This window comes from Conexibacter woesei DSM 14684 (genome assembly GCF_000025265.1).
In the GTDB taxonomy this organism is placed as follows: Bacteria; Actinomycetota; Thermoleophilia; order Solirubrobacterales; family Solirubrobacteraceae; genus Conexibacter; species Conexibacter woesei.
Window position 1 is genome coordinate 4,841,208 of the sequence record NC_013739.1, and the last position, 25,074, is coordinate 4,866,281.

General features: G+C 72.8%; 24 protein-coding genes and 1 riboswitch. Of the genes, 9 read left to right on the forward strand and 15 right to left on the reverse strand.

Annotated features, from left to right (window positions below; translation table 11 throughout):
• Positions 1 to 9: 9 nt before the first annotated feature.
• The 5 genes from CWOE_RS22810 to CWOE_RS22830 form a co-directional block, all read right to left on the reverse strand.
• Positions 10 to 807 carry an AraC family transcriptional regulator gene (locus CWOE_RS22810; protein ID WP_012936006.1) on the reverse strand — a complete coding sequence of 266 codons (798 nt, stop codon included), beginning with the start codon at positions 805 to 807 and terminating at the stop codon, positions 10 to 12.
• The gene (locus tag CWOE_RS22815) at positions 788 to 1,141 is read right to left on the reverse strand and encodes a hypothetical protein (protein WP_012936007.1); all 354 of its coding nucleotides are present in this window, start codon (positions 1,139 to 1,141) and stop codon (positions 788 to 790) included. Before CWOE_RS22815 ends, CWOE_RS22810 begins: the two co-directional genes overlap by 20 nt.
• 8 nt (positions 1,142 to 1,149) lie before the next feature.
• On the reverse strand, positions 1,150 to 2,004 hold the full coding sequence (locus CWOE_RS22820) for a response regulator transcription factor (RefSeq protein ID WP_012936008.1): 855 nt from the start codon (positions 2,002 to 2,004) through the stop codon (positions 1,150 to 1,152).
• 172 nt (positions 2,005 to 2,176) lie between these two features.
• Positions 2,177 to 2,881 (reverse strand): phosphate signaling complex PhoU family protein, encoded by a 705-nt coding sequence (locus CWOE_RS22825; RefSeq protein WP_012936009.1) that lies wholly within the window; start codon positions 2,879 to 2,881, stop codon positions 2,177 to 2,179.
• A 16-nt stretch (positions 2,882 to 2,897) separates the two neighbouring features.
• Positions 2,898 to 3,842, reverse strand: coding sequence for a sugar phosphate isomerase/epimerase family protein (locus CWOE_RS22830; RefSeq protein WP_012936010.1), 945 nt, complete (start codon positions 3,840 to 3,842; stop codon positions 2,898 to 2,900).
• Positions 3,843 to 3,951: 109 nt separating this feature from the next.
• On the opposite strand from CWOE_RS22830, the gene CWOE_RS22835 reads away from it, so the two are divergent.
• Positions 3,952 to 4,980, forward strand: coding sequence for a LacI family DNA-binding transcriptional regulator (locus tag CWOE_RS22835; protein WP_012936011.1), 1,029 nt, complete (start codon positions 3,952 to 3,954; stop codon positions 4,978 to 4,980).
• 19 nt (positions 4,981 to 4,999) lie between these two features.
• Here the strand turns inward: CWOE_RS22835 and CWOE_RS22840 are convergent, their stop codons facing one another.
• Positions 5,000 to 6,934 carry an ABC-F family ATP-binding cassette domain-containing protein gene (locus CWOE_RS22840; protein ID WP_012936012.1) on the reverse strand — a complete coding sequence of 645 codons (1,935 nt, stop codon included), beginning with the start codon at positions 6,932 to 6,934 and terminating at the stop codon, positions 5,000 to 5,002.
• A gap of 129 nt (positions 6,935 to 7,063) precedes the next feature.
• Between CWOE_RS22840 and CWOE_RS22845 the strand changes: the two genes are divergently transcribed.
• Together CWOE_RS22845 and CWOE_RS22850 are read left to right on the forward strand one after the other, a co-directional pair.
• A complete protein-coding gene (locus tag CWOE_RS22845) occupies positions 7,064 to 7,324 on the forward strand; it encodes a hypothetical protein (RefSeq protein WP_148261121.1) in 261 nt (86 codons plus the stop codon).
• A 146-nt stretch (positions 7,325 to 7,470) separates the two neighbouring features.
• A complete protein-coding gene (locus tag CWOE_RS22850; protein WP_012936014.1) occupies positions 7,471 to 9,450 on the forward strand; it encodes an SDR family oxidoreductase in 1,980 nt (659 codons plus the stop codon).
• A 60-nt stretch (positions 9,451 to 9,510) separates the two neighbouring features.
• Here the strand turns inward: CWOE_RS22850 and CWOE_RS22855 are convergent, their stop codons facing one another.
• The 7 genes from CWOE_RS22855 to CWOE_RS22885 all read right to left on the reverse strand — a co-directional run bounded on the left by CWOE_RS22855 (position 9,511) and on the right by CWOE_RS22885 (position 16,246).
• Positions 9,511 to 10,539: an NAD(P)-dependent alcohol dehydrogenase gene (locus CWOE_RS22855; protein ID WP_012936015.1), complete on the reverse strand. Its 1,029-nt coding sequence runs from the start codon at positions 10,537 to 10,539 to the stop codon at positions 9,511 to 9,513.
• Entirely contained in the window at positions 10,536 to 11,231 is a 696-nt protein-coding gene (locus CWOE_RS22860; RefSeq protein WP_012936016.1) for an iron-sulfur cluster assembly protein, read from the reverse strand. The genes CWOE_RS22855 and CWOE_RS22860 overlap by 4 nt, the downstream gene beginning before the upstream one ends.
• A complete protein-coding gene (locus tag CWOE_RS22865) occupies positions 11,228 to 12,262 on the reverse strand; it encodes an amidohydrolase family protein (protein WP_012936017.1) in 1,035 nt (344 codons plus the stop codon). The genes CWOE_RS22860 and CWOE_RS22865 overlap by 4 nt, the downstream gene beginning before the upstream one ends.
• Before the next feature lie 115 nt (positions 12,263 to 12,377).
• Positions 12,378 to 13,244 (reverse strand): HD domain-containing protein, encoded by an 867-nt coding sequence (locus tag CWOE_RS22870; protein ID WP_012936018.1) that lies wholly within the window; start codon positions 13,242 to 13,244, stop codon positions 12,378 to 12,380.
• 89 nt (positions 13,245 to 13,333) lie between these two features.
• Positions 13,334 to 14,620, reverse strand: coding sequence for a hypothetical protein (locus tag CWOE_RS33620; RefSeq protein ID WP_012936019.1), 1,287 nt, complete (start codon positions 14,618 to 14,620; stop codon positions 13,334 to 13,336).
• Between the two features lie 204 nt (positions 14,621 to 14,824).
• Complete coding sequence (locus tag CWOE_RS22880) at positions 14,825 to 15,700, reverse strand: Ppx/GppA phosphatase family protein (RefSeq protein ID WP_012936020.1); 876 nt, start codon at positions 15,698 to 15,700, stop codon at positions 14,825 to 14,827.
• An 81-nt stretch (positions 15,701 to 15,781) separates the two neighbouring features.
• Positions 15,782 to 16,246 carry a hypothetical protein gene (locus tag CWOE_RS22885; protein ID WP_160165557.1) on the reverse strand — a complete coding sequence of 155 codons (465 nt, stop codon included), beginning with the start codon at positions 16,244 to 16,246 and terminating at the stop codon, positions 15,782 to 15,784.
• An 82-nt stretch (positions 16,247 to 16,328) separates the two neighbouring features.
• Here CWOE_RS22885 and CWOE_RS22890 point away from each other — a divergent pair, with 82 nt between their 5' ends.
• From CWOE_RS22890 to CWOE_RS22905, 4 genes are all read left to right on the forward strand, one after another.
• Positions 16,329 to 19,154 (forward strand): ATP-binding protein, encoded by a 2,826-nt coding sequence (locus CWOE_RS22890; protein ID WP_041730856.1) that lies wholly within the window; start codon positions 16,329 to 16,331, stop codon positions 19,152 to 19,154.
• 43 nt (positions 19,155 to 19,197) lie between these two features.
• The gene (locus CWOE_RS22895; protein ID WP_012936023.1) at positions 19,198 to 20,055 is read left to right on the forward strand and encodes an ABC transporter ATP-binding protein; all 858 of its coding nucleotides are present in this window, start codon (positions 19,198 to 19,200) and stop codon (positions 20,053 to 20,055) included.
• On the forward strand, positions 20,052 to 20,825 hold the full coding sequence (locus CWOE_RS22900; protein WP_012936024.1) for an ABC transporter permease: 774 nt from the start codon (positions 20,052 to 20,054) through the stop codon (positions 20,823 to 20,825). The genes CWOE_RS22895 and CWOE_RS22900 overlap by 4 nt, the downstream gene beginning before the upstream one ends.
• 137 nt (positions 20,826 to 20,962) lie before the next feature.
• Positions 20,963 to 21,607: a DUF4389 domain-containing protein gene (locus CWOE_RS22905; RefSeq protein ID WP_012936025.1), complete on the forward strand. Its 645-nt coding sequence runs from the start codon at positions 20,963 to 20,965 to the stop codon at positions 21,605 to 21,607.
• Here the strand turns inward: CWOE_RS22905 and CWOE_RS22910 are convergent.
• Positions 21,597 to 22,202, reverse strand: coding sequence for a GNAT family N-acetyltransferase (locus tag CWOE_RS22910; protein WP_012936026.1), 606 nt, complete (start codon positions 22,200 to 22,202; stop codon positions 21,597 to 21,599). The genes CWOE_RS22905 and CWOE_RS22910 overlap by 11 nt on opposite strands.
• 173 nt (positions 22,203 to 22,375) lie before the next feature.
• Here CWOE_RS22910 and CWOE_RS31275 point away from each other — a divergent pair, with 173 nt between their 5' ends.
• The gene (locus CWOE_RS31275; RefSeq protein WP_148261123.1) at positions 22,376 to 23,275 is read left to right on the forward strand and encodes an ATP-binding protein; all 900 of its coding nucleotides are present in this window, start codon (positions 22,376 to 22,378) and stop codon (positions 23,273 to 23,275) included.
• A gap of 160 nt (positions 23,276 to 23,435) precedes the next feature.
• Positions 23,436 to 24,143, forward strand: a complete 708-nt coding sequence (locus CWOE_RS31280; RefSeq protein ID WP_049793374.1) for a Crp/Fnr family transcriptional regulator — start codon at positions 23,436 to 23,438, stop codon at positions 24,141 to 24,143.
• Between the two features lie 48 nt (positions 24,144 to 24,191).
• On the opposite strand, the gene CWOE_RS31285 is transcribed toward CWOE_RS31280, so the two are convergent.
• Positions 24,192 to 24,866: a transglycosylase family protein gene (locus tag CWOE_RS31285; RefSeq protein ID WP_012936029.1), complete on the reverse strand. Its 675-nt coding sequence runs from the start codon at positions 24,864 to 24,866 to the stop codon at positions 24,192 to 24,194.
• Positions 24,867 to 24,877: 11 nt separating this feature from the next.
• Positions 24,878 to 25,064, reverse strand: a riboswitch (cyclic di-AMP (ydaO/yuaA leader).
• Positions 25,065 to 25,074 lie beyond the last annotated feature (10 nt).

Consider the following 25,074-nt stretch of genomic DNA (forward strand, 5'->3'; position numbering starts at 1 on the left):
GGACGTCGTTCAGCTGCCGGCAAGCAGCCGGCGCGGCGAGACGCCCGCAAGGTCCCGGCACTCGCGCGCGAGGTGCGCCTGGTCGGCGTACCCTGCGTCGAACGCGAGCCGGCTGAGACCGGGGCCGGAACCGGGCGCCGGCATCTCCCACGCCGACTGCAGGAAGCGCTGGAAGCGCAGCACCCGCGCGAGCGTCTTGGGCCCGTAGCCGACGGCCGCGCGAAAGCGGCGCAGCAATTGACGCTCGCTCACGCCGAGCGCGTCGCCGACGTCGCGCACGCGCACGCTCGCCGGGGCGCCCGCGAACCGCTGCGCCGCCGCCAGCACGAGCCGGTCGACCGGCGGCGCGTCCGCGCGCGCCGCCAGCACGGCGCGCTCCAATCGGTCCAGCTGCGCCAGCGTCGCGCCCGCCGCGGCGCCCGCCTCCGCTGCGAGCGCGTCGGCGAGGCGGTCGGCGCGCTCGGCCCCCCACACCTCCGCGAGCGGGATCGTCACGTCGCGGAGCGCGTCGAGCGGCACGCCGAGCGCGGCGGCGCCTGTCCCGGGCCGGAAGCGCACGCCGACCGTCGCCGAGCCGGCTGGCAGCGACGCGAGCGCGGCGTGCGTCGCCGGGCCCGCGACGACCAGCTCGCGCCCTGCGATCCAGACCACGTCGGCGCAGCCGTCGGGGACGACGCGCTGGACGCGATCGTCGGCGACCTGCTGGTACCAGCGGCAGGCGAGCAGGTCCTCGAGCGCGCTCGACGGCCGCAGCTCGCGATAGACGGAGGAGGGCGGAGGCGGTGCGTCAGTACGTGCGGGCGGCACGGAAGACGTAGTACGCCCCGTAGACGGCGGCGCCGACGAGCGCGAACCAGGCGAGCGTTCCCGCGCCGGTGTCCCACATGCGGTCCGTCGCGACGACGGTGATCGTTGCCAGCCCGAGCGACCCGTACAGGATCACGCGGTTGCGCTCGCCGAGCGAGTAGAGGTCGGTGCGGCGCTCGCGGTAGAGCCTCACGACGAGGTAGGCGAGCGCGGCGAACATGACGATCACGAGCGCCTGGAGGATCCCGTCGCTCGCGTTCCCCCCGCCCGGGACCAGCATCACCAGCGCGCCGAGCGCGAGGATGATGAGGACGTTCCGGACGGTGGTCGTCATGTCATCGTCTATTGCAGCACACGCTCGCGCAGTTCGGCGAGCGCGTCGTCAGACACGAGCCCCCGCTCGTCCGCGGAATCCGTGCTCTGCGGACTGTCGACCGCCTCCGGCGCGAAGCGGTAGCCGACGCCGAAGTGCGTGTGGATGTAGCGCCACTGCGGCGAGGCGCGCTCGAGCTTCTGGCGCAGCTTGCGCACGAACACGTCCACCGAGCGGTCGCCGTGGGCCATCGCGTAGCCCCACACGCGCTGGTAGATCGCCTCGCGCTCGAGCACCTGTCCGGCGTTGCCGGCGAGCAGGCGGATCAGCTCGAACTCGCGGCGGGTCAGGTCGAGACTGCGCGAGCCGACGAACGCCTGGAACTGGTCCGGGCGGATCGCGATCTCGCCGGCCTCGACGACGGGCCGCTCGACCGGCGGCGACGCGAGCCGGCCGCGGCGCACGATCGCCTCGATGCGAGCGACCAGCTCCTCCGGGTGGCATGGCTTGCCGAGCCAGTCGTCGGCGCCGACCCGCAGCGCGCGGACCCGCTGGGCGACGGTCGACGGGCCGGTGCAGACGATCACCGGCAGTGCCGGAAGCGCCGCACAGACCTGTTCGAGGTACGCCCAGCCGGGCGCCCCGAGGACGGCGAGGTCGACCACGAGCGCACCGAGCCGCATCGAGACCAGCTCGTCGACCGGCACGGCGCCGGTCAGGATGCGCTGCTGCCAGCCGCGCGCTCGAACGCGCTTCTCGACAACCTGGAGGAAACCACTGTCACCGTCGATGATGGCGAGGCGGAGAGGGGCCGTCCGCGACCCCGGGGCATGCGACTCGTCGTGCTGGGGGGGCGTCGCTCCCGCGGTGTATGCCGTGTTCATGGTGGGCAGGAGTCTAACCCTCTCGCACGACGTCGGCAGCCCGCTCGGCATGCCGATAACACCGTGTTCACACCTGCCGCCGGAATCACCGAGAATTGCGTCTGCGCCCCGGCCCGGCGGGGAACGCAGTTCGCTCGACGGCCGTCGCCCCGGAACGCGGAGCGACGGCGATTCAGTCGTGGTCGATGCGCACCTGTGACGCGTCGGAGAACTCGCGGAAGAGGCCCGTCACCACGAACGCCGTCTGCTCGCCGATGTCGACGGCGTTGTCGCCGATCCGCTCCAGGCAGCGCGCGACGAGCGTCATGTGCATCGCCCACTCGCGCAGTGCCGGGTCGCCGCCGATCGCGACCGCGCGCGCGAAGATCTCGCGGTTGAGCGAGTTGACCTCCTGGTCGCGCAGCGCGAGGTCCTCGGCGAGCGCCAGCTCGCGCGTCGCGAACGCCTGCTTGCACTGCAGCACCTGCGCGCGCACGAGCGTGCCCATGCGCGCGATCAGGTCGAGCAGCTCGCGGTCGACCGGCGCCTCGCGCCCGTCGAGCGGGACCATCTTCGCGATCGTGACGCACTGGTCGCCCATCCGCTCGACGTGGCGGATCACGTGCAGCAGCGCGGCGACGATCCGCAGGTCCCCCGCGACCGGCGCCTGCAGCGCGAGCAGCGAGAGGATCGCCTGGTGCGTCTCCAGGTAGCGGCCGTCGATGCGATCGTCGTCGGCGACGACGAAGCTCGCCAGCTCGACGTCGCGCTCCATCAGCGCCGCGACGGCGCGATCGACCGCGACGACGACCATGTCGAGCCCTTCGAGCGCCTGCCGCTCGATCTGCGCGAGCGCGTCGCGGTATTCCTGGCGGATCTGGACCATGTGCACGGTCATCATCCTCCTCCCGCGCTCAGGACCGCGTCAGCAGCTCTGCGCTGACCGTCGCCAGGCGCAGCGGCTCGGGACGGTGGCCCGGCGCGACCTCCAACTGCAGCGGCGCCGGGTGCGCGAGCAGCAGCGGCGCGAGCGCCCGCCACGGCAGCGTCCCACGACCGGGGGCCATGTGCAGGTCGAGGCGCAGCGGCAGGACCCCCGGCGGCGTGCCCGGCCCCCGGCGCACGCCGAGGTTGTCGTGCACGTGGAAGAGCACGGTCTCGTCGAGCGCCGCCGCCAGCACGTCGACGAGGGCGATCCCTTCGAGCTGCGAGGTGACGTGCGCGTGGCCGAGGTCGAACGCCATCCCGACCGCGGGCGACGCGATCCGCCGCACGAGGTCGCGCACGAACAGCGGCGCGTGACACAGCTCGCGGCGGGTCTGCGGCTGCGGGTAGACCGGCGCGAGGTTCTCCAACGCGATCCGGATCCCGACGCGCTCGGCGTGCGCGGCGAAGCGGCGCAGCGCGTGCTCCTCGGCGAGCAGACGGTCCTCGACCCGGTCGGCGGCGACGCCCTCGGCGAGCGGGAAGCGGCCGCAGTGGAGCACGACGATCCGCGCGCCGACCGCGACGGCATAGTCGAGCAGCCCGGCGAAGGCGCGATCGTGCAGCGGCGTCCCGACCGCGAGCGTGTCGGGCGCGTGCAGCACGACGCGGAGGCTCGTCGGCGCGAGGACCGCCCGCAGGCAGTCCGCGTGCCGCTGCACGCACAGCGGGTCGGCGAGCATCTCGATCGGCGGCGCATGCAGTTGGACCCATCCGTAGCCGCACGCCTCGAGCCGCTTCAGCTCGGGCGCCGTGGGCCACGTCTCGCGCGGCACGTCGAGGCCGAGACGGCCGTCGAGCGGTCGCTCGCCGCCGGCGCTCGCGATCCCCTGCAGCGTGCGGGTGCGCGATCGATGGATCGTCAGGTCGCTCATGGGCCGACGGTACGGGCGCGTCGACGCTGCGGTGTGTCACGCATGTGACGAAGTCGTGATCGGCCGGTGAAGCGCCTCCGGGCATCCCGACTGATAAAACCGTTTGGCGATGAACGACAACCGCCCGGCAGCGCGCCGCGTCAGCATCCGCGACATCGCCAGCGCAGCCGGCGTCTCGGTCACGACCGTCTCGCACTCGTTGAACGGCAAGGGCCGCGTCCTGCCCGACACGCGTGCGCGCGTCCTCGCGCTCGCGGAGGAGCTGGGCTACACCGCCAATCCGCATGCGCAGCGGCTGGCGACGGGCCGCCACATGACGATCGCGGTGCAGATCTCGGGCGTCGGCCGCAAGGCCCTCGTGACCGACTCCGCCTACTTCGTCGACGTGCTCAACAGCGTCTCGGCGACCGCGCTGGACCATGGCTACACGGCGGTGCTCGCGGCCCCCGACATGGGACCGCGAGACATCGAGACGTTCGCCGTCGACGGCGCGATCGTGATCGACCCGACCGGCACCGAGCCGCTGCTCCAGGCGCTCTCCGCACGCGGCGCCCCGGTCGTCACGACCGGTCGCGTGCTGCGCGACGGCGTCGCGCTCAGCTCCGTCGACAACGACCTGCGCAAGGCGGCGACGCGGGTGCTCGACCACTTCCTCGAGGCCGGCTACGAGCGTCCGGCGATCCTGACCGGCCCGATCACCCGCTCCTACGCCGCCGACACGCTCGCCGCGTACGAGGAGTGGACGGCCGCGCACGGGATCGAGCCGATCTCGGTGCCCGCGCGCTCCGGCATGTCCGCGGCGGCGGCGATCAGCGCCGCGGAGGCGCTGCTCTCGCACGAGCCGCGGCCCGACGCCGTCTACGCGATGCTCGACGTGCTCGCGCTCGCGACGCTGCACGTCGCACGGCAGCGCGGCCTGTCGGTCCCCGGAGACCTCGGGATCGCGGGCGCCGTCGACAGCGACGGCCTGCGCTGGGCCGACCCGCCGCTGACCGCGCTGAACCTCCACCCGGCCCGGATCGGGCGCGAAGCCGTCGAGCTGTTGACGGCGGTGCTCGCCGATCCCGTCCAGGCGCACCGCTCCGTGACCGTGCCGACGCGGCTCATCCCGCGAGCGTCGACCGCCCGGCGCGGCTGACGCGCTGACGCGGGCCGAGCTAGTCGGCGACGCGCTCGTAGCGCGCGTACAGCTCTTCGACCGCGCGCTTGGCGGCGGCGTGCCGCTCGCTCGACGCGGCGGTTCTCTCCGAGTCGGCCCACGCCGCCGGATCGGCCAGCTCGGCCTCCAGCTCGCTCAACGCCGCCTCGGCCGACTCGATCTCGCGTTCGAGCCTTCTCGCCTCGCGCAGCGCGTTCTTGGAGCGGGCCGGCTTGGCGGCAGCCGGGGCCGGCCCGCCGCCGTTCGCCTTCGCCTTCGGCGCCGCGCCGTTGGTCTTCGCCGGCTTGGACTTCGACGCCGCCGGAGCGGCGTTGCGCGCGGCCGCCTCGGCCACTCTGCGCTCGTCGCGCACGCGCACGTAGTCGGCCCAGCCGCCCTCGTAGCTGTTGAGTCTGCCGTCCTCGATCGCGATCGTGCGCGTGCCGACGGCGTCGAGCAGCGCGCGGTCGTGGGAGACGAGCAGCAGCGAGCCCTCGAAGCCGCTGAGCGCGTCCTCCAGCGCCTCGCGGCTCTCGACGTCGAGGTGGTTGGTCGGCTCGTCGAGGATCAGCACGTTCGCGCCGGAGCTGACGAGGATCGCGAGCGACAGCCGCTGGCGCTCGCCGCCGGAGAGGCCGACGAGCGGCTTCTGCGCGTCCTCGCCGGAGAAGAGGAAGCGGCCGAGCAGCGCGCGCGCCTTGTTCGGCGTCAGTCTCGTCGCGCGCTGCGCGGCGTCGAGCACGCTGCCGGTCTCGCCGAGGTTCTCGGCGTGCTGGGAGAGATAGCCGAACTGGATGTTGTGGCCGGTGCGGAGCTTGCCCGCGGGCAGCGGGCGCTGGCCGGCGAGCGTGTCGATCAGCGTCGTCTTGCCGGTCCCGTTGGGGCCCACGAGCGCGACGTGCTCCCCGCGCTCCAACCACAGCTCGGCGTGCTCCAGCAGCACCTTGCCGGGGACCTCGATCCGCCCGTCGTCGAGCTCGAAGATCACGCGGCCGGCGCGCTCGGGCGTCTTGAACTGGAACGCGAGCGACTCGGTGTCGCGCGGGTCGCGCTCGATCCGCTCGATTCTCTCCAGCCGCTTCACGCGCGACTGCGCCTGTCTCGCCTTCGTCGCCTTCGCGCGGAAGCGCTCGACGAACTTCTCCAGACGGGCGATCTCCGCCTGCTGCTTGTCGATCGCGCGGCCGAGCGCCAGCTCGCGCGCGGCCTGCTCCTGGCGCCACTTGTGCCAGGGGCCGGAGAAGAAGCGCGAGCGGCCCGCCTCCATCTCCAGCACCGCGGTGCCGACGGCCTCCAGGAACCAGCGGTCGTGCGCGACCAGCACGACGGCGGCGTCCATCGTCACGAGGTACTGCTCGAGCCATTCGAGCGAGGCGATGTCGAGGTGGTTGGTCGGCTCGTCGAGCAGCAGCAGGTCGGGACCGCCGGCGAGCGCGCGGGCGAGCGAGCCGCGCGTCAGCTGGCCGCCGGAGAAGGTCGACAGCTCGCGGTCGAGGTCGTCGTCCTTGAAGCCGAGCCCGTGCAGCATCGACTGCGCGTTGTCGCGCCAGCGGTAGCCGCCGAAGTGCTCCAGCCGCGCCTGGGCGCGGGCGTAGGCGTTGAGCGTCGACTCCTCGTAGTCGCCGTCCGCCATCCGCTGCTCCAGCCGCGCCAGCTCTTCCTCCACGGCGACGATCTCTCTCGCGCCCGAGAGCACGTAGTCGCGCAGCGTCAGGTCCTGCTCGCGCGGAGGACGCTGGTCGTGCAGGGCGATCTTCGTGCCCTTCTGGAACGACAGCTCGCCGACGTCGACCGACGCCTGCCCGGCGATCATCCGCAGCAGCGTCGTCTTACCCGCGCCGTTGCGCCCGGACAGCGTCATCCGGTGTCTGCGCTCGAGCTTGAACGAGACGCCCCGCATCAGCGGGGAGCCTGCGATGTCCTTGCCGATGTCCGATGCGATCACGACGGCCATGTCGGTCCATGGTAGGAGGAGATCGACGCACAGGCGGTGCGCCCGTGACGGTGCGGGTCCGTCCCCCGATTCGTTATCGTTCGCCGGGCTATGCGCCGCCGAACGATCACACGCGCCGCCACGACTCTCGTGAGCTCGGCCCTCGTCCTGCTCCTGCTCGCCCCCGTCGCGATGGCGAACATCAACGAGGGCGGCGTCTCGGGCGAGGGCACCTACGGCGAGACGACCGACAGAGTCGTCACGAACGCGGGCTTCATGGTGATCGCGTTCTTCCCGCTCCTGATCTTCGTGCTCAGCATGCTCCAGTGGCGCCTCGACAAGCGCAGAGACGCGCGCAAGGCTGCGGCGAAGGCCCGCAGAACGAACGTCGACTGGCAGGGCGGCTGGTAGCCCGCACCCGCGGCTCCGCCTCCCGCTCCACCGCTTCTCCCACTTTCCAGCGTCATCCCGGCCGCGCCACGTGCGCCGGTGAGCGCCAACCCGCCCGGTCCGATCGATCGCGGGTATAGGGTTGGCACAACCGTGGGAGGAGCGGAATGAACTACTTCGTGACCGGTGGAACCGGGCTGATCGGCCGTCATCTGATCGAGCGGCTGCTCGAACGCGACGGCGACGTGTACGTGCTCGTGCGCGCGGCCTCGACCGACCGCCTCGCGGCCCTGACCGAGCGCTGGGGCGCTGACGGACGCGTCAAGCCAGTCGTCGGCGACCTCGCCGAGGCGCAGCTCGGCCTCTCCGACGCGCAGATCGAGGAGCTTCGCGGCTCGATCGACCACTTCTTCCACCTCGCCGCGATCTACGACATGACCGCGGACGAGGAGCGCAACCGGATCGCGAACGTCGAAGGCACGCGCCATGCCGTCACACTCGCGAACGAGCTTCAGGCCGGGACCTTCCACCACGTCTCCTCGATCGCGGCGGCCGGCAGATACAAGGGCCTCTTCCGCGAGGACATGTTCGACGAGGGCCAGAAGCTCGACCACCCGTACCACCGCTCGAAGTTCGAGTCCGAGCGGCTCGCGCGCACACAGACGACCGTGCCGTGGCGCGTCTACCGCCCGGCGATCGTCGTCGGCCACTCGCAGACGGGCGAGATGGACAAGATCGACGGCCCGTACTACTTCTTCAAGGCGATCCAGAAGCTGCGCAGCCTGCTGCCGCAGTGGTTCCCGCTCGTCGGCCCGGAGCTGGGCTACACGAACATCGTCCCGGTCGACTTCGTCGCCGCTGCGATGGACGAGATCGCGCACAAGCCCGGCCTCGACGGCCAGGCGTTCCACCTCGCTGACCCGCGCCCGCAGCGCTCCGGCGAAGCGATGAACGAGTTCGCCGCCGCCGCGCACGCGCCGCAGCTGGCGATGCGGATCGACCGCCGCATCACGCAGGCGCTGCCGAAGGGCACGATCTCGATGCTGATGAAGCTGCCGGCCGCCAAGGGCGTCCGCAGAAGCTTCCTCGGCGACTTCGGGATCCCGGACGAGATCGTCGACCACATCGCGCTCACCGCGCAGTTCGACACGCGCGACACCGAGCGCGCGCTGGAGGGCAGCGGGATCGAGGTCCCGCCGCTGTCGTCGTACGCGACGAAGCTGTGGGACTACTGGGAGCGCAACCTCGACCCCGACCTCTTCAGAGACCACTCGTTCGAGGGCTCGGTCAACGGCAAGACGGTGATCATCACCGGCGCCTCCAGCGGCATCGGCCGCGCGGCGGCGCTCAAGATCGCGCGCGCGGGCGGGATCCCGCTGCTGGTCGCGCGCAGAGCCGACGCGCTGGAGGAGACCAAGCGCGAGATCGAGTCGCTCGGCGGGACGGCGTACGTCTACACCGCCGACCTCTCCGACACCGCCGCGATCGAGCAGCTGACCGAGCGGATCTTCGCCGACCACCCCGCGGTCGACGTGCTCGTCAACAACGCCGGCCGCTCGATCCGCCGCTCGATCGCGCTCAGCTATGACCGCTTCCACGACTTCGAGCGGACGATCCAGCTCAACTACCTCGGCACGATCAAGCTGATCATCCAGCTGCTGCCGCACATGCGCGAGCGCAGAACCGGTCACATCGTCAACGTCTCGTCGATCGGCGTGCAGACGAACCCGCCGCGCTTCTCGGCCTACGTCGCGTCGAAGGCGGCGCTCGACGCGTTCACGCGCGTCGTCGGCTCCGAGACGATCGGCGACGGCGTCTCGTTCACGACGATCCACATGCCGCTCGTGCGGACGGCGATGATCGCGCCGACGAGAATCTACGACTCCTTCCCGACGATCTCGCCGGACGAGGCGGCCGACCTGATCTGCGAGGCGATCCGCTCCAAGCCGAAGCAGATCAACACGCGCCTGGGCACCTTCGGCGAGGTCGCCTACGCGCTCGCACCGAAGGCCGTCGACCAGATACTGCACATGGCATACAAGGTCTTCCCCGACTCGGCGGCGGCGAAGGGCGCGGTCGACCCGGGCGAGCACGCGTCGACCGAGCAGGTCGCGCTCGCGCACCTGATGAAGGGCGTGCACTGGTAGCGGTGGAATTCGCTGGCGCGAATTCCATTGGGAGATCGGCTGGCGCCGATCTCCCGGAGTTCAGGCCGGGACGAGGATCGCGCGGCCCTGCAGCCGGCCGCCGTCGAGGTCGGCCATCGCGTCGTTGACAGCGTCGAGCGGGTAGGTCGTCGTGTGCAGCGTCACCCTCCGCTGCCGGGTCAGCGTCATCAGGTTCGCGAGGTCGTCGTAGGAGCCGACGAGGTTCCCGACGAAGTTGATCTCGCGCGAGATGATGTCGATCGTCGGCACGTCGACGTTCTCGCCGTAGCCGATCACGAAGTACGAGCCGGCGTCGCGCAGCATCGCGACGCCGTCGGGGATGATCCCGTGCTCGCCGACGAAGTCGATCACCGCCTCGGCGCCACGGCCGTCGGTCAGCTCGAGCACCTTCGCGACGTGCGTCCCGTCGACCCGCACGGTGTGGTCGGCGCCCAGCTCGCGCGCGAGCGCGAGGGCGCCCTCGGACGGGTCGAGCACGACGATCTCGGCGGGCGTCAGCGCGCTCAGGCACTGGATCCCGATGTGACCGAGCCCGCCGGCGCCGACGACGACTGCGAACGTGCCCGGGTGGAGGATCGGGGCCGCCTTGCGGACCGCGTGGTACGCGGTCAGCCCCGCGTCGGCGAGCGCCGCGACGGCGCCCGGTTCGACACCGGCGCCGAGCTTGACGACCGAGCGCGCCGTCGTGCGCATCAGCTCGGCGAAGCCACCGTCGACCGAGATGCCCGGAAAGCGGCTGTCCTCGCAGTGGACGTCGTCGCCGATGCGGCACGCGCGACAGAGCCCGCACGTGACGAGCGGATGCAGGATCACCGGATCGCCGACCGCGACGTTGCTGACCGCCGCGCCGATCTCGTGGACCCAGCCGGCGTTCTCGTGGCCGAGCACGTACGGCAGCTCGACGCCCGACTTCTCCGCCCACTGGCCCTGCTGGATGTGGAGGTCGGTGCGGCACAGGCCGGCGCCGCCGATCCGGACGATCACGTCGTGCGGCGCGAGCAGCGCCGGCTCCGCCAGCTCCTCGACGTGCAGCTGGCCGTGGTACTCGTGCAGGCGCGCGGCTCTCATGCCGCTCTCCTCTCCTGGTCGGGAACGCCGTAGCGCGTCCGCAGCAGCCCGCGGCAGAAGCCGCCGTTGCCCTCCAGGCTCACGCGCACCAGCCGCGCGACGCGCAGAAAGCGCTCCAGCTCGCCGGCGTCCGCGAGCGTCCCGCCGTCAGGGCGCACGAACGCGGGCGTGTGCGGCGCGGACGGCAGTCCCAGCTGCTCGCGCAGCGCCCGGCAGCGCTCGCGGTCCGTTCCCGGCGGCAGTCGCGAGAGCGTCAGCGTGCGGAGGTCGTCGAGCGCGCAGCCGCCTGCAAGCAGCGTCTCGGCGATGCGCGCCTGGCGCGCGACGAGCGCCTTGCGCTCGAAGCGCGTCCGCAGCAGGTCTGGCTCGCCTGCTGCCTCGCCGGGGAACGCGGCCGCGAACCCGTCGTGCCCGGCGACGGCGGAGGCGATCTGCTCCCCGGCGAAGTGATCGCCGACGTCGACGGTGACGGCGTCGACGCCCGGCAGCCGCGCGACCGCCGCGTGCGAGTCGGCGACCATCAGGTAGACGAAGCTCGGGGCGCAGAAGAACGTCGGCAGCCGCAGGCTGACGTGCACGTCGGCGCCGTCGATCGCGACCGCGCCGACGAACCCCAGCTCGGTGAGCGGCTCGTCGAGCTCCGGGTCGCGCACGCCGGCGAGCGCGCCGAGCACCGCTGCCCGCGTCGTCATGCCGGACTCACCGGCTCCGAGCCGATCGCGGCAGTCTGCTCGGGCGCACCGGCGATGTCGAGCTCCGGCGGCACGTCGATGTCGTACAGCGCCGCCGCGTTGAGGCCGAGGATCTTGCGCTTGACGTCCGGCGTCAGCTCCGGGTACTCGCTCATGTCGGCCGGGATCTCGAGGTCGACGAAGCGCTCGATCAGCCACTTCGGCTGCCAGATCGCGTAGTCGCTGGCGAACAGGATGCGGTCCTCGCCGATCCAGTAGAGCAGCTCGCCGAGCACCTGCGCGAAGTAGCGCGGGCGCGTGTGGATGAACGGCATCGCCACCGCGAGACCGCCGTAGACGTTCGGCTCCTGCGTCGCGATCCAGCAGAAGTCCTCCAGCCGCGGCAGGCCGCAGTGCTCGACGATGAAGTTCAGCTCCGGGAAGTCCGTCGCGGCGTAGTCGACGTCGGCGACGTCGAACGCGTCGCGGTCGAGCGGCCAGATCGTCGGGCCCTTGTGGACGTGGATGTTGCGGATGCCCAGCTCCTGCGACTTCTCCAGGTAGCGGTGAGCCTCCGGGCTCTTCAACGAGTAGCCGCGCGAATCGCCCCGCCACTCGGCGGTGTAGAGCTTCACGCCTCTGAGCTGGTACCGCTCCGCCAGCTCCTCCAGCGCCGCGAGCCCGGCGTCGCCGTCGCGCGGGTCCCACGCGCCGTTGACGATGAAGCGGCCGGGATGGCGCGCGGCGACGTCGGCGTTCTGCTCGGTCGTGTTGAAGCCTCTCTTGTAGAAGTCCGTCAGGTACGTCGGCAGGAACAGCGCGACGTCGTCGTAGCCGACCTCGAAGAGGTCGTGCATCAGGTCCTCTTCGCTGTAGCGCTGAAATCTCTCCAGCGACCAGACCCACTCCGGCGGACTGAGGTTGCGGTGGTAGTCGTAGAAGCAGTTGATGAACCCTGCGCCGAACTCGTTCGCCTGGTTCTCGGGGCTCGCGTCCCAGAAGTGGACGTGGCCGTCGACGACGAAGTAGCGCTCGCCGTTCTTCTCGTACATGGTCGCTCCTCTGCTTCTGTCCCGACCTCAACCCAGTGCATCACCGCAGGGAGGCGTCAGGGCGCTGCCGCGCGCGGCAGCGCGCCAGGACGATGCAGGCTGGCGCGCTCAGGCCCTAGATCCTGAACACGGGCACGAGGCGTCTCTCGTGCTCGGCGTCGATCCGCGCGATCACCTCGACGTGCTCCTCCAGCCCGGAGCCGCGCAGCTTCGTCGCGAGCAGCTCGTCGACCTGGAAGATGCCGGCGCTGTTGGACATCGCGATCTCGACGCGGACCGCGCGGTCCTTGCCGGGAACTATCTTGACGTCCTCGATCGCGTAGGCGGAGAGCGAGTGGATGTTCTGGTGGCCGGCCTCGAACGGCACGCGCGACCGGCCGCGGGCCATGTCGAGCGCGTCGGCGACGCGGACGATCCCGGCCTCGATCGTGAACGGGTTGCCGCGGCGGCGGTGGCCGATGATCGCGTGCAGCGTCTCGGAGACGACGATCGAGCGCTCCGGCTCGTCGTAGACGTCGCTCAGCAGCTCGGGCAGCTTGGCGGCGGCGAGGAAGAGGCTGTACGCCTCGTGGTCGGCGCGGTGGACGGTCATGCCGACGTCGTGCAGCAGCGCGCCGCCGGCGATCACGACCTCGGCGTCTCTCAATCTCATGCCGTAGTCGGCGACCATGCCCGGCACCACGCCTCTGCGGAACAGCAGCCGCGAGAGCCGCAGCGCGATGTTGAGCACGATCTGGATGTGGATCCACGAGTGGTCCGACATGCCGAGGCGGCGCGTCGCGTTGACCGCCTGCACGTGCCACCACGCCTTCACCTGGTCGTCCTCGTTGACCGCAGCGATCAGCTTCTCCAGCTTGCGGTTGCCGCGCGTCGGGACGCGGATCCTCACGTCCGCGATCGCCTCCCGCGGCGAGCGGTCGGACGGGTCGACCTGCGCCGGCAGGTCGTCGAGCCGAGCGGGCGTGGTCTCGTCGGCGCTCATGCGCGGGAGGCTATCGGGCGGACGGGCAGCGCCCCGGAGAGCGAGCCGCCAGGCGAGTTCTCCAGGCGTAACGCGAGGCTCTGCCGAGGCTACGCCATGCAGTCGTCGCGCGGGAGGAACGGCAGGCCGGGGAGACGCGTCTCGGCGGCGAGCAGACGCAGGCCCTTCGTCGTGCGCTCGAACGCGCCGCCGATCGAGACACCAAGCGACACCGACGCGCCGAGCTGCGTCGCGTCGCTGCTGAGCGCGTAGCGGCGGCGGTCGAGCTGGCCGTGGCGCTCGATCCGCTCGGCGAGCGCGCTCGCCCGCTCGGCAACCGCCGTGGGGTCGCCGCGCAGCGCGTCGAGCAGGTCACCCGCGGCGGCACGGTTGGCGGGGTCGGTCAGGTCGAGCGTCGCGTCCAGCTCGACGACGCCGCCGCGGCCCGCGCCGTCGGCGCCTCTGCCGCGTCTGCCGCCGCGGACGTCGAGCGCGAACGCGCCGCTGCCGCTCGCCTCGCCGGCCGCGTGGACGCCGAGCGTGAGCGGCGCGCCGTCGCGGCCGAGCCGGTAGGAGAGCACGACGCGTCCGCCGCCGTTGCCGGCGAGCGCGCTGCCCGGCAGCCGCAGCCGCGCGCTCGCCGCCGCGCTCAGCCGCACGTACCACGTCGTCTCACCCGCGCGCGTGCGCTTGCGCCCCAGCACGGCCGCCGCCTCCCCACCGGCCGAGGACTCGCGCCCGCCGAGCCCGAACGGGACCGACAGCGAGGCGAGCGCGCCGCCCTCCTCGTGCACCTCGTCGGGCGGCGGCAGCTGCGGATGCGGCAGCCAGCCGAGCGCGTCGCACAGCAGCGAGCAGGCGCCGCGCACGTCGTCGAGCAGCTTGCCGCCGATCGTCGCCTTGCGGCCGTAGCGCTCGACGAAGCGCCGCGCAGACGCCGCGTCGGGGAACGTCCAGGCGCGTCCCGAAGCCCAGGCGACGCCGGCGTTCGCTCTCCCCTCGGCGCCGATCCCGAACAGCGTCAGCCCGACGCCGACCGTCGCCCCGACGCTGCTGCCGTCCGCGAGCGTGACGGTGACGCGGCCGTCGGAGCCGCGCACGGCGGTGAGCGTGCCGCTCGTGCCGAGCTTGACGACGGCGATCGTCTCGCTCAGCCGTTCCTCGCGCACGCGCCGCTCCAGCGGGCACGGCGCGAGGTCGGCGCGCGGGACGAGCGGGCGCGGGCACGGTCCAGGGGCGACCGTGCAGATCCCCCGCTGGATGCCCGCCAGCACGTGGCTGCCGAGGCCGCCCGCCGTGAGCCCGACGAGGCCGAGGAAGACGACCGCGACGAGCACGAGCAGCGCGGCGTACTCGTTCGTCGCCTGTCCCCGCTCGCCGTCCCGCCCGCACCGCATCGGACGAGCAAAGCGCCCACGGCAGGCCGCGTCGAGGCCGCGCGCGACGATTGGCACGGTGCGTGCGCAGCGGTGAGCGTGTGTGTTGGAGAGACGCGCGCGATCGGCGGCGACACGCGGCGGAGCAGCCGGCGGCGGGGCGCGGGCAGGCGCGGCGGGGCGCGGGCAGGCGCGACGGGCGCGGGCTGGCGCGACGGGCGGTGCTCAGCTGCCAGCAGTCGCGAGGCCGAGCACGACGCCTTCGCGCAGCCCGCCGTCGGCGACCTCGAGCGGGCCGAGCAGCGCCACCACGCCGGCGAGTACGAGCAGTCCTGCCGGCAGCAGCCGCACGCGCGCGGGGTCCAGCTCGTGGTCGACCGCGACGACCGCCGCCGGCGCCGCGACGAGCTTCTCGACCGCGCATGCGAGCGCGTCGGCGTCGAGTCGCGGCCCGACCAGCCGCGCGAGCGACGTCGCGCTGCCGCCGACCGCGACCGCACGCGTGACCGGCGGCGCCGTCACGCCGGCAAGTGCCGCCGCGACGGCGCCGCGCACCGCCTGCAGCTCCGCCGCGACCGGCGGGTCGGCGCACAGGTGCACGTCGGCGAGGTCGCCGGAGCCGAGCGCGAGCGACCGCGACCACGTCACGCCGTCAGCGCGCGTGCCGACGATCAGCTCGCTCGATCCGCCGCCGACGTCGGCGACGCCGATCGGCTCGGCCGGCCCGCAGGCGAGCGACGCGGTCGCCCCCGCGAACGCCAGCCGCGCCTCCTCCTCCGCGCTCAGCAGCTCGACCGGCCGGCCGGCTGCCCCGCTCAGCGCCGCGCAGACCGCGACGCCGTTGGAGACCCGTCGCAGCGCCGCCGTCGCGACGACGCGGACCGCCGTCGCGCCTGCTTCGCGCGCCGCGGCAGCCTGCTCGGCGACGACCTCGGCGAGCGAGGCGACGACGTCCTCGGCGAGCGGTTCCTGCGGACGCGACGCGCGCCCGAGCTGGGTGAAGGCGCGCACCTGGACGACAGGCAGGAGCGCGCCGCCGGCGTGGTCCGCGACCAGCAGGCGGGTCGTGTTGGACCCGATGTCGATGCAGGCAACGCGCACGCGCGAGACAGGCTAGCTGGCCTGCCCCAGCGAGATCACGAACGCGGGCTGGAGCTTCGTGGGCGAGATCGCGAGCGTGGGCTACAGCTTCGTGCCCGACCACTGCTGCCGGGAGCAGAGGACCCGGCACGGCTTGTACCAGCCGCTGAAGGTGTCGACGCCTGTGGTGTCGAGGAACATGCAGAACTTGCCCGCGTTCCTGTTCCGGCCGCTCGTGTCCTTGAACGTCCCGCACGCGTCCGCGCCGAAGCGGCGGTTGAGCGTCGCTGTCAGCGTCCCGTTCGTGTCACCCGTGTATCTGCCCTGGAGCGTCTTGTCGTCAGCCTCGTCGAGGTTCAGCCTCAGGATGCCGTAGTTCTGGCCGCCGTCGGCGGTGAACCGCCACTTCCCGCTCCAGTGGTCCTGCACCACCTGGGCGCCGGCGGGCGCCGCCGCGAGGAGCGCAGCCGTTGCGGCCGCCGCAATCCAGGCGGCCAGCCGTCGCATATCGATCGTGCCCCGCATGCCGAGCCTCTTCTGTCGGAGAAACGCCACGTCCACTGTCACACCGCGGTGCCGGCCTAGCTACAGGGCGCCACCCTGGGATACGCGAGCGATGAACCTGCATCCGGCGCAGTACGGTGGGCGCATGCGACGCGGGCGGCGGCCACTGCTCGAACGGGACGGCGAGCTGCAGGCGATCCGCGCCGCGCTGCGAGGCGCGCGGGCGGGTGCCGGACGGACGCTCGTCGTGGAGGGTCCCGCCGGGATCGGCAAGACCGTCCTGCTGCAAGCGGCCGCGACATCGGCCGCTCGCACGGGGACGACGGTGCTGTGGGCGCGCGGCAGCGAGCTCGAGCGGCGGTTCCCGTTCGGCGTCGTGCGTGAGCTGCTGGAGCCGCCGCTGCGCGACCCGGCCATGCGCGCGGCGGTGCTGACCGGCGCGGCCGGGCTGTGCGCGCCGCTGTTCGAACGCGGCGATCCGGCGGATCTGCCCGCGGCGAGGCCGGCGGTCGCGGACACCGGCCTGCTGCACGGCCTCTACTGGCTCGTCTGCGCGCTCGCCGACCGCGCGCCTCTCGTCCTCGTCGTCGACGACGCGCAGTGGGCGGACGCCCGCTCGCAGGACCTGCTCGCGTTCCTCGCACCTCGTGTCGGCGAGCTGCCCGTCGCGCTCGTCGCCGCGACCCGCCCGCCCGTCGCGGAGGGCGACGTCGACGTCGCGGTGGCGCTCGGCGGCGCCGCCGAGCGGATCGCTCCCCAGCCGCTCAGCACCGCCGCGGTGAGGCGGCTGCTGGCGGAGGAGCTGGGCGAGCCGGAGCCCGCGTTCGTCGCCGCCTGCCTGGCGGCAACCGGGGGCAGCCCGTTCTACGTACGCGAGCTGATCGGCGCGCTCGCCACCGGCGGAACGGCACCGCTCGGCGCGCAGGCGGCGCAGGCGGCCGAGCTGGGGCCGGAGACGATCGCGCGCGCGATCCTGCCGCGGATCGCGCGCGTCTCGCCGGACGCGGTCGCGGTCGCGCGTGCGCTCGCGATCCTCGGCGACGGCGCCGAGCTGTCGCGGGTCGCGGCGCTGGCCGGCCTCGACGAGGCCGCCGCCACCGCGGCCGCCGCCGCGCTGTGCCGAGCCGGCGTTCTGGCGCCGGAGCGCCGCCCGCGCTTCGAGCACCCGATCGTCCGCAGCGCGATCGCCTCGGGCCTCACCGCCGTCGAACGCGCGCAGGCGCACCGCCGCGCCGCGCGCCTGCTCGCCGCGGCCGGGGCGCCGAGCACCCGGGTCGCCGCGCACCTGCTCGAGACGGACGCGGTCGGCGAGCCATGGGCGCGCGACGCCCTGCTCGACGCCGCACGGCGAGCGCGCGACGAGGGCGCGATCGCGGTCGCGCTGCAATGCCTGCGCCGAGCGCTCGCTGAGCCGCCGGACGAGCACCGGCACGCGCTGCTGCTCCAACTCGGCGAGGTCGCGTTCCAGGCCGGCGAGCGCGACGCGCTCGACCACCTCGAAACGGCGTGGCGCGACGCCGCCGGTCCCCGTCAGCGTGCCCGTGCCGCTCGCGCCCTCGCCGTGCCGCTCGTCGGAGCGGGGCGGATCGACGAGGCGCTGGAGCGGCTGCGGCAGGCGGTCGTGCCGCTGGCGGGCGACGACCCGCTGGCGATCGAGCTGACCGCCCACAGGTCGAGCCTCGCACTGCTCGCGCCGATGGAGCTGACCGCGCGCGTGATGGCGGAGGTCGAGGCGCACGAGCCGCCGGCGGCGAGGACCGGTGCGGAATGCATGCTGCTCGGCAACCTCGCGTACTGGGGTGCGATGCGCGGCGCTCCGGCAGAGAGCTGCATGGCGCTGGCGGAGCGCTCCCTCGCCGGCGGCGTGCTGCTCGACGAGGAGGGACCGGCCTCGCTGACGCTCCACTACGCGGTGCTGGTGCTGATCTCCGCGGATGCGTTCGCGGCGGCCGACGATCACCTCGCCGCGGCGCTGCGGCGCGCTCGCGCAACCGGCTCGGTGCTGGGCTTCGCGCTCTGCTCGCTGATGCGGTCGCTGTCGGCGTACCGCCGCGGCGCGCTCGCGGACGCCGAGGTCGAGGCCCGCCACACGGTCGACACGGTGCGCCTCCACGGATGGGAGGACGGGCTGCCGGGAGCCGTCGGCTTCCTCGTCGACGCGCTCGTCGACCGCGGCCGTCTCGACGAGGCGGTCGCCGTGCTCGAGGACGCCGGGCTCGGGCGGCCGCTGCCAGAGGGGCTGCTCTACCACCCGGTGCTCGTCGCACGCGCGCGGCTGGCGATCGCGTGCGGCGATCGGGCGGCCGGCCTCGAGGACCTCCGCGAGCTCGGCCGCCGCGACGAGCGCGACGGGGCGCGCGCGACGATAGGGACGCCGACCTGGCGGGGCTACGCGGCGCCGGTGCTTGCGGCGCTCGGAGAGCGTGAGGAGGCGCTGCGGCTCGCCGAGGAGGAGCTTGCGCTGGCGCGCCGCTGGGGCGCGCCGCGCGGCCTCGGCTTCGCGTTGCGCGCTCGCGGCGCAGTGGCGGACCCCGCGACCGCCGTGGACTGGCACGCGCGGGCCGTGGAGACGCTGGAGGGAACGCCCGCGCGGTTGGAGCTGGCACGGTCGCTGACCGACCTCGGCACCGCGCTCCGGCGCGCGCGCCGGCCGCGAGACGCGCGCGAGCCGCTGCGGCGGGCGGCCGATCTGGCGACGCGCTGCGACGCGTCGCTGTTGGCCGAGCGGGCCGTGCACGAGCTCGGGGCGACCGGTGCGCGACGGCGGTCGCGGACCCTGCTGACCGGCGTCGAGGCGCTGACGCCGAGCGAGCGGCGGATCGCGGCGATGGCGGCGGGCGGCATGACCAACCGCGAGATCGCCGAGGCGCTGTTTCTCACCCGCAAGACGATCGAGATGCATCTCGGCGGCGCGTACCGCAAGCTCGGCATCTCGTCGCGCGAGGAGCTGCCATCCGTGCTGGAGATGTGACGACGGGCTGCTCGCGGGCCCGTTTGAGGCATCATGGTCGTTCGTGAGCAGCAACAACCTGGCGATCGAGGTCCGCGGACTGCGCAAGAGCTACGGCGATCTGGAGGCGGTCCGCGGACTCGACTTCTCGGTGCGCCGCGGTGAGGTGTTCGGACTCCTCGGCCCCAACGGCGCTGGCAAGACGACGACCGTGGAGATCCTCGAGGGATACCGCGAGCGGACGGCCGGCGAGGTCACGGTGCTCGGATACGACCCGCAGCGACGCGCCCGCGACCTCCGCTCGCGCGTCGGGATCGTGCTCCAGAGCAGCGGCATCTACCGTCACGTGCAGGTGCGCGAGGTGCTGGAGCACTTCGCCGGCATGTACCCGCAGCCGCGCGACGTCGGCGAGGTGATCGAGCTGGCCGGCCTGCGCGGCAAGGAGGACGCCCGCACGCGCACGCTCTCCGGCGGTCAGCTGCGGCGGCTCGACTTCGCGCTCGCGCTCGTCGGCGACCCGGAGCTGATCTTCCTCGACGAGCCGACGACCGGCTTCGACCCGGCCGCCCGCCGCGGCGCGTGGGACACGATCCGCTCGCTCAAGGCGCTCGGCAAGACGGTCCTGCTGACGACGCACTACCTCGACGAGGCGCAAGTGCTCGCCGACCGCGTCGCGATCATCAAGGACGGCCGCATCCTCGTCGAGGGCGCGCCGAGCGAGCTGGGCGTCGGCAGCGGCGCTGTCCGCTACCGCGTCGCGTGGCGCAACGGCAGCGGGCTGCTCAACCAGCAGGAGACCGACGATCCGACGACGCTGCTCAACGAGCTGACCGCCGCGGCGCTCGCGAGAGGCGAGAAGCTGGAGAGCCTCAGCGTCTCGCGCCCGACGTTGGAGGACATCTACCTGGAGTTGACGGCGTGACGGGCGCGAGCGCGGCCGCGCAGCAGAGCTTCGCCGCGCTCACGTGGCGCCAGTATCGCCTCGAGCGCCGCATGTTCTGGCGCAACCCGAGCGCCGCGTTCTTCAACTTCATGCTGCCGCTGCTGCTGCTCGCGCTGTTCGGCGCGGTCTTCAGCTCCAACCAGGACGACCTCGACGTGATCGTCCCCGGCATCGCCGGCATGAGCGTCGTCTCGACCACGTTCAGCGCGCTGGCGTACAACATGACCGCGATGCGCGAGCTGGGCGTCCTCAAGCGCGTGCGCGGGACGCCGATCCCGAGCGGTGCGTTCCTGCTCGGCATCGCCGGCCACTCGATCACGAACACCGCCTTGCAGATGGTGCTGATCACGGTCGCGGGCAAGGTCTTCTTCGGCATCGACTGGCCGCCGAACCCCGGCGAGATGGTCGTCTTCGTCGTGCTCGGCGTGATCTGCTTCGCGTCGCTCGGCGTCGCGCTCTCGCACGTGATCCCGAACAACGAGTCGGCGCCCGCGTACGTCAACGCGATCTTCCTGCCGCTGATCATCATCTCGGGCGTCTTCTACGACGCCGAGGACGTGCCGTCGTTCCTCGCCGGGATCGCCGAGGCGCTGCCGCTCACGCACCTGATCGACGGGCTCTCGGCCGCGATGGTCACCGGTGAGAGTCTCGGCGACCAGCTCTCCTCGATCGGCGTGCTCGTCGCCTGGACGGTCCTCGGCGTCGTGCTCGCCGTGCGCGGCTTCAGCTGGGAAGCGCGCCGCAGCTGAGCCGCGCAATCTGACCCGACTGCGGGAGGTTCGGCGCGCTGAAGCGCCGAATTCGTGTGGATCTTCACCTCTTCTGCCGATGATCCTGGTGAGATGTGCTGTGGGAGAGCACTCATTCCGCACCAGGAGGTGTCCGCATGTACCCAGTTGGCTACGAGGCCGACTTCGTCGAGGAGCGCAGTCGGCTCACGACATTCTTCCGCTTGATCCTCGTCATCCCGTGGCTGATCGTCAGCATCTTCTGGGGAATCGGTGCGTTGATCTGCGCCGTGATCGCCTGGTTCGCGATCGTCTTCACCGGCCGTTATCCACAGGGTCTCTATGACTTCGTGGCGAAGGCGCTGCGCTTCATCACCCGGGTGAACGGCTACATGTTGCTGATGACGGACGAGTTCCCCTCGTTCGGCGGCGACGAAGAGCCGCAGTACCCGGTCCGCCTGCGGATCGACGAGCCGCTGTCGGCCTACAGCCGCGTCAAGACCGGCTTCCGCTTCATCCTGATGATCCCGATCGTGATCGTCCTGTACTTCGTGCAGATCGTCGCACGCGCGATCGGGGTGCTGTCGTGGATCGTGATCGTGATCATGGGCAGACAGCCGGAGGCCCTGTTCGACATCATGAAGTGGACGCAGGCGTACGAGGCGCGCGCGAACGCGTACCACCTGCTGGTGACCGAGACCTACCCGCCGTTCTCGGCCGACGACGGCTACGCGGCGCCCGCGCCGTCGGCGCCGCCCGCGCCGCCGACCGGCCCGCCGCCGACCGGCCCCGTCACGGGCTGAACGGCAGCACGACGAACGACTGCGGCGGCTCCCCGCGCATCTGCGTGGGGACCGCCGCCAGCCGCGAGCGCGCGAAGTCGTCGCGCAGCAGGCTGAACAACGCGACGTCACGAACGCTGTCGCCATGCCGGTGCCAGCCGCGCAGGACGCCCTCGCGCACGAAGCCGGTCCGCTCCAGCGCCGCTTGGGAGCGACCGTTGTCGACGTCGGCGTAGGCGCCCACGCGATCGAGGCCGAGATGGTCGAACGCGAGCCGGCCTATCAGCGCCTTCGACTCGTCGTTGGCGCCGCTGCCCCACCATCTGCGCCCGAGCCACGTGCCGACGACGGCGCGGCGATCGCGTCTGGACAGCTCGGCGAGGCCGGTCACGCCGATCGGCCCGTCGTCGCGATGGACGATCAGCAGGTCGAGCTGCTCGCCACGCTCGCGCTGACCGGCGAGTCGCTCGATGTATGCGAGCGGCTGCTCGACCTTCGTGTACGGGCCCCACGAGAAGAAGCGCGTCACCTGTGCATCGCTCGCGAGCGCGAACAGCGCCGCCGCGTCGGCGGGCGTCGCATAGCGCAGCGTCAGGGTCGGCCCGGCGAGCTCCACGGCGCGCGATGCTACGGCATCGCGACACGGTGTCAGGGTGCGGTGCGCCCGATCACTAGACTGCGCCGCCGTGACCGCGCCAGCAGGAAATCTGCGTCACCGGTTGGCGAACCGACCGCTTGCTCGGAGTTACAGGTTTGGCGAAGCGCGCGAGCGCTCATACGGGGTGTGACGTGAGCGACGGAACGAGCACCTCCCCGCCGGCCGGCAGCATGCCGGAGCCGACGCCCAGCGTCGGCTCGTCGACCGCGCCCGAGGTCCGTTTCAGCCTCCCCGCCGTTCCGGCCAACGTCGCGCTCGTGCGGCAGGCGCTCGCCGGCCTCGCCGACAGCCTCGGGATCGACCCCGCGCGCGCGGCCGACATGAAGATCGCGATCACCGAGGCGTGCACGAACGCCGTCGTGCACGCGTACGAGAACCACGACGGCCCGCTCGACGTCGCGATGGGCGTCGAGCACGACCGCCTCGTGTTGTCGATCCGCGACCGCGGGCCGGGACTGCGCCCGCTGCCGTCGGAGGGCGACGGACCGCCGCTCGGCTTCGGGCTCGCGCTGATCGCGTCGCTGTCGGACGAGTTCGGGATCGCCGGCGGCCGCCACGGCACCGAGGTGCGGATGGCGTTCGCGCTTGACGGCGGCGACGACGCGCCGCCGCTGACGGTGTGGCTCTCGCGCGACGCGGCTCCGCCGGTCCGAGGCGTTGCGCTGACGCTCGAGCCAGGCGCGCACGCGGCCGCCGTCCTCGGCCGTGTCGTCTCGCTCGTCGCCGCCCGCGCCGACTTCTCGATCGACCGGCTGTCGGACGCGCAGATCGTCAGCGACGCGATCGCCGGGGCCGCAGGCGCCCACGCGCTCGACGGCGGCGGCGCAGTGCGCGTCGCGATCGACGAGCACGAGCGCGGCTTCGACCTCGTGATCGGTCCGCTCGCGCCCGGCGGCGGTCAGCAGCTCGTGCGCGACACGGAGCTGCCCGGCCTCGGCTGCCTGCTCGAACGGCTCGCCGACGAGCTGGACGTCGAGCCCGCCGCCGGCGGCGGGGAGCACCTTCGCGCGCGCCTCGCCTCGCGCACCTGAGCGCACCTCCCGCCCGCGAGCCGCACGCGCCGCGCTCTGCACGGAATCGTGCAGCGGCCGGGCGCGGCCACGTGACAACGCAGTGGACACCGCGTTTGACGTGGTGTCGGCAACAGTTCGCTGTGGCATGGGCGTGCACACGCCAATACGCTGTTTCGCAATGTCGAGCGGAAACGCCTTCGTGCGCGTGCTGGAAGAGGATCCGGAGCTGGCGGCCGACCTCGACCCGACGAGCCTCCAGCTCGCGACGCGTCACGCGATCGCGGCCGTCGAGGTGATCGCGCCCGGCGTCTGGGAGCCGGTCCGGCCGGCCGACGGCGGCAACGGCCACCTCGGCGTGCTCGTGCTCGACGGGCTGCTGATGCGCGACGTCACGTTCGCCAGAGCGGCCTGCACCGAGCTGCTCGGCCGCGGTGACCTGCTGCGGCCGTGGGATTGGGAGCGCGAGGTGATGACGGTCCGCCCGCAGGTCGTCTGGACCGCGCTCCAGCCGGTCCGCCTCGCGGTGCTCGACCGGCGCATCACGGCGATCATCGGACGCTGGCCGGAGCTGGTGAGCGCCGTAACCGCGCGCGCCGTGCGGCGCGCGTCCGAGCTCGCCACGACGCAGGCGACGAGCCACCTCACGCGCGTGGATGCACGGCTCGAACTGCTCTTCTGGGGACTCGCCGACCGCTGGGGCCGCGTCGGACCCGGCGGCGTCGTGCTCGAGCTGCCGCTCACGCACCAGGTGCTCGGCAGGCTGATCGGCGCGCAGCGGCCGTCGGTCACGACCGCGCTGTCGGACCTGACCCGCCGCAGAGTGATCGAGCGCCGCGACGACGGCGCCTGGATCCTCCACGGCGACCCGCCCGGCCTGGCGAACTAGGCCGGGCGAGCGGGGCGGCGCGGGGCGGGGCGGCGCGGAGCCGCCGCGCTACGCGCAGTTGGGCCAGGGAGAGGTGCCGCGCGCCTTGTACAGCTTCAGCGCCCGGCGGTCCTGCTCGGCCTCCGAGGCACGGGCCGGATCGCCCGCGGGACCGTACGCCGCCCACGTCTGACGGTCGAACTGGTACTTGCCGCGGTACGTCCCGTCAGGCGAGATCGCGGTCGGGTCGCCGCCCGACTCGCACTGCGCGATCGAGTCGAGGATCGCCGGCGTGCGCACGCTCCCCCCTCCGCCGCCGCCACGCGACTGCGCCTGCGCGGTCGCGAGGCTGATCCCGAGCGCGCTGGCCGTCTGCGGGCCGACGACGCCGTCGACGCCGAGGCCCTTCTGCTTCTGGTAGCGGCGCACCGCCCGCTCGGTCTGCGGGCCGAAGGCGCCGTCAGCCGGCACGCCGAGCTTCTGCTGCAGCTGCACGACGACCGGGCCGCTGCTGCCCTTCTTCAGCACGCCGTCGCTGCCGTCACCGGCGGGGGCGGCGAGCGCGCCGCCGGCACCAAGCGTCAGCGCCGCGGCGAGCACGAGCGCGACCGAACGCGAGCCGCGCTGGCGACGGCGGCGGCGCAGCGCGCCGAGGCGGCGGCTGGCAGAGCGCTCGCGGGAGCGCTCCCAACGTTCGGGATGGACGAGATCGTCAACGTCCTCAGCGGGACAGGTCGCGGGCATGGAACCTCCATGAGTTCTCTTTCTGTCGCCTACGAGGTGAGCTGACGGGCTCGCGCTGAAAGAGTGCGCTACGCCTCCAGAGCCCTCCGATGGCGGAGTGGCCGGTGGCGATTCGCCCCGTGGGCCGGACGGATCCGGCCCGAGTGGGTCCCCCGCTCCCTGCCGTGCTGGACGACGGGAACTCGGCAGTTTTGCGTCTGTCTGAGGC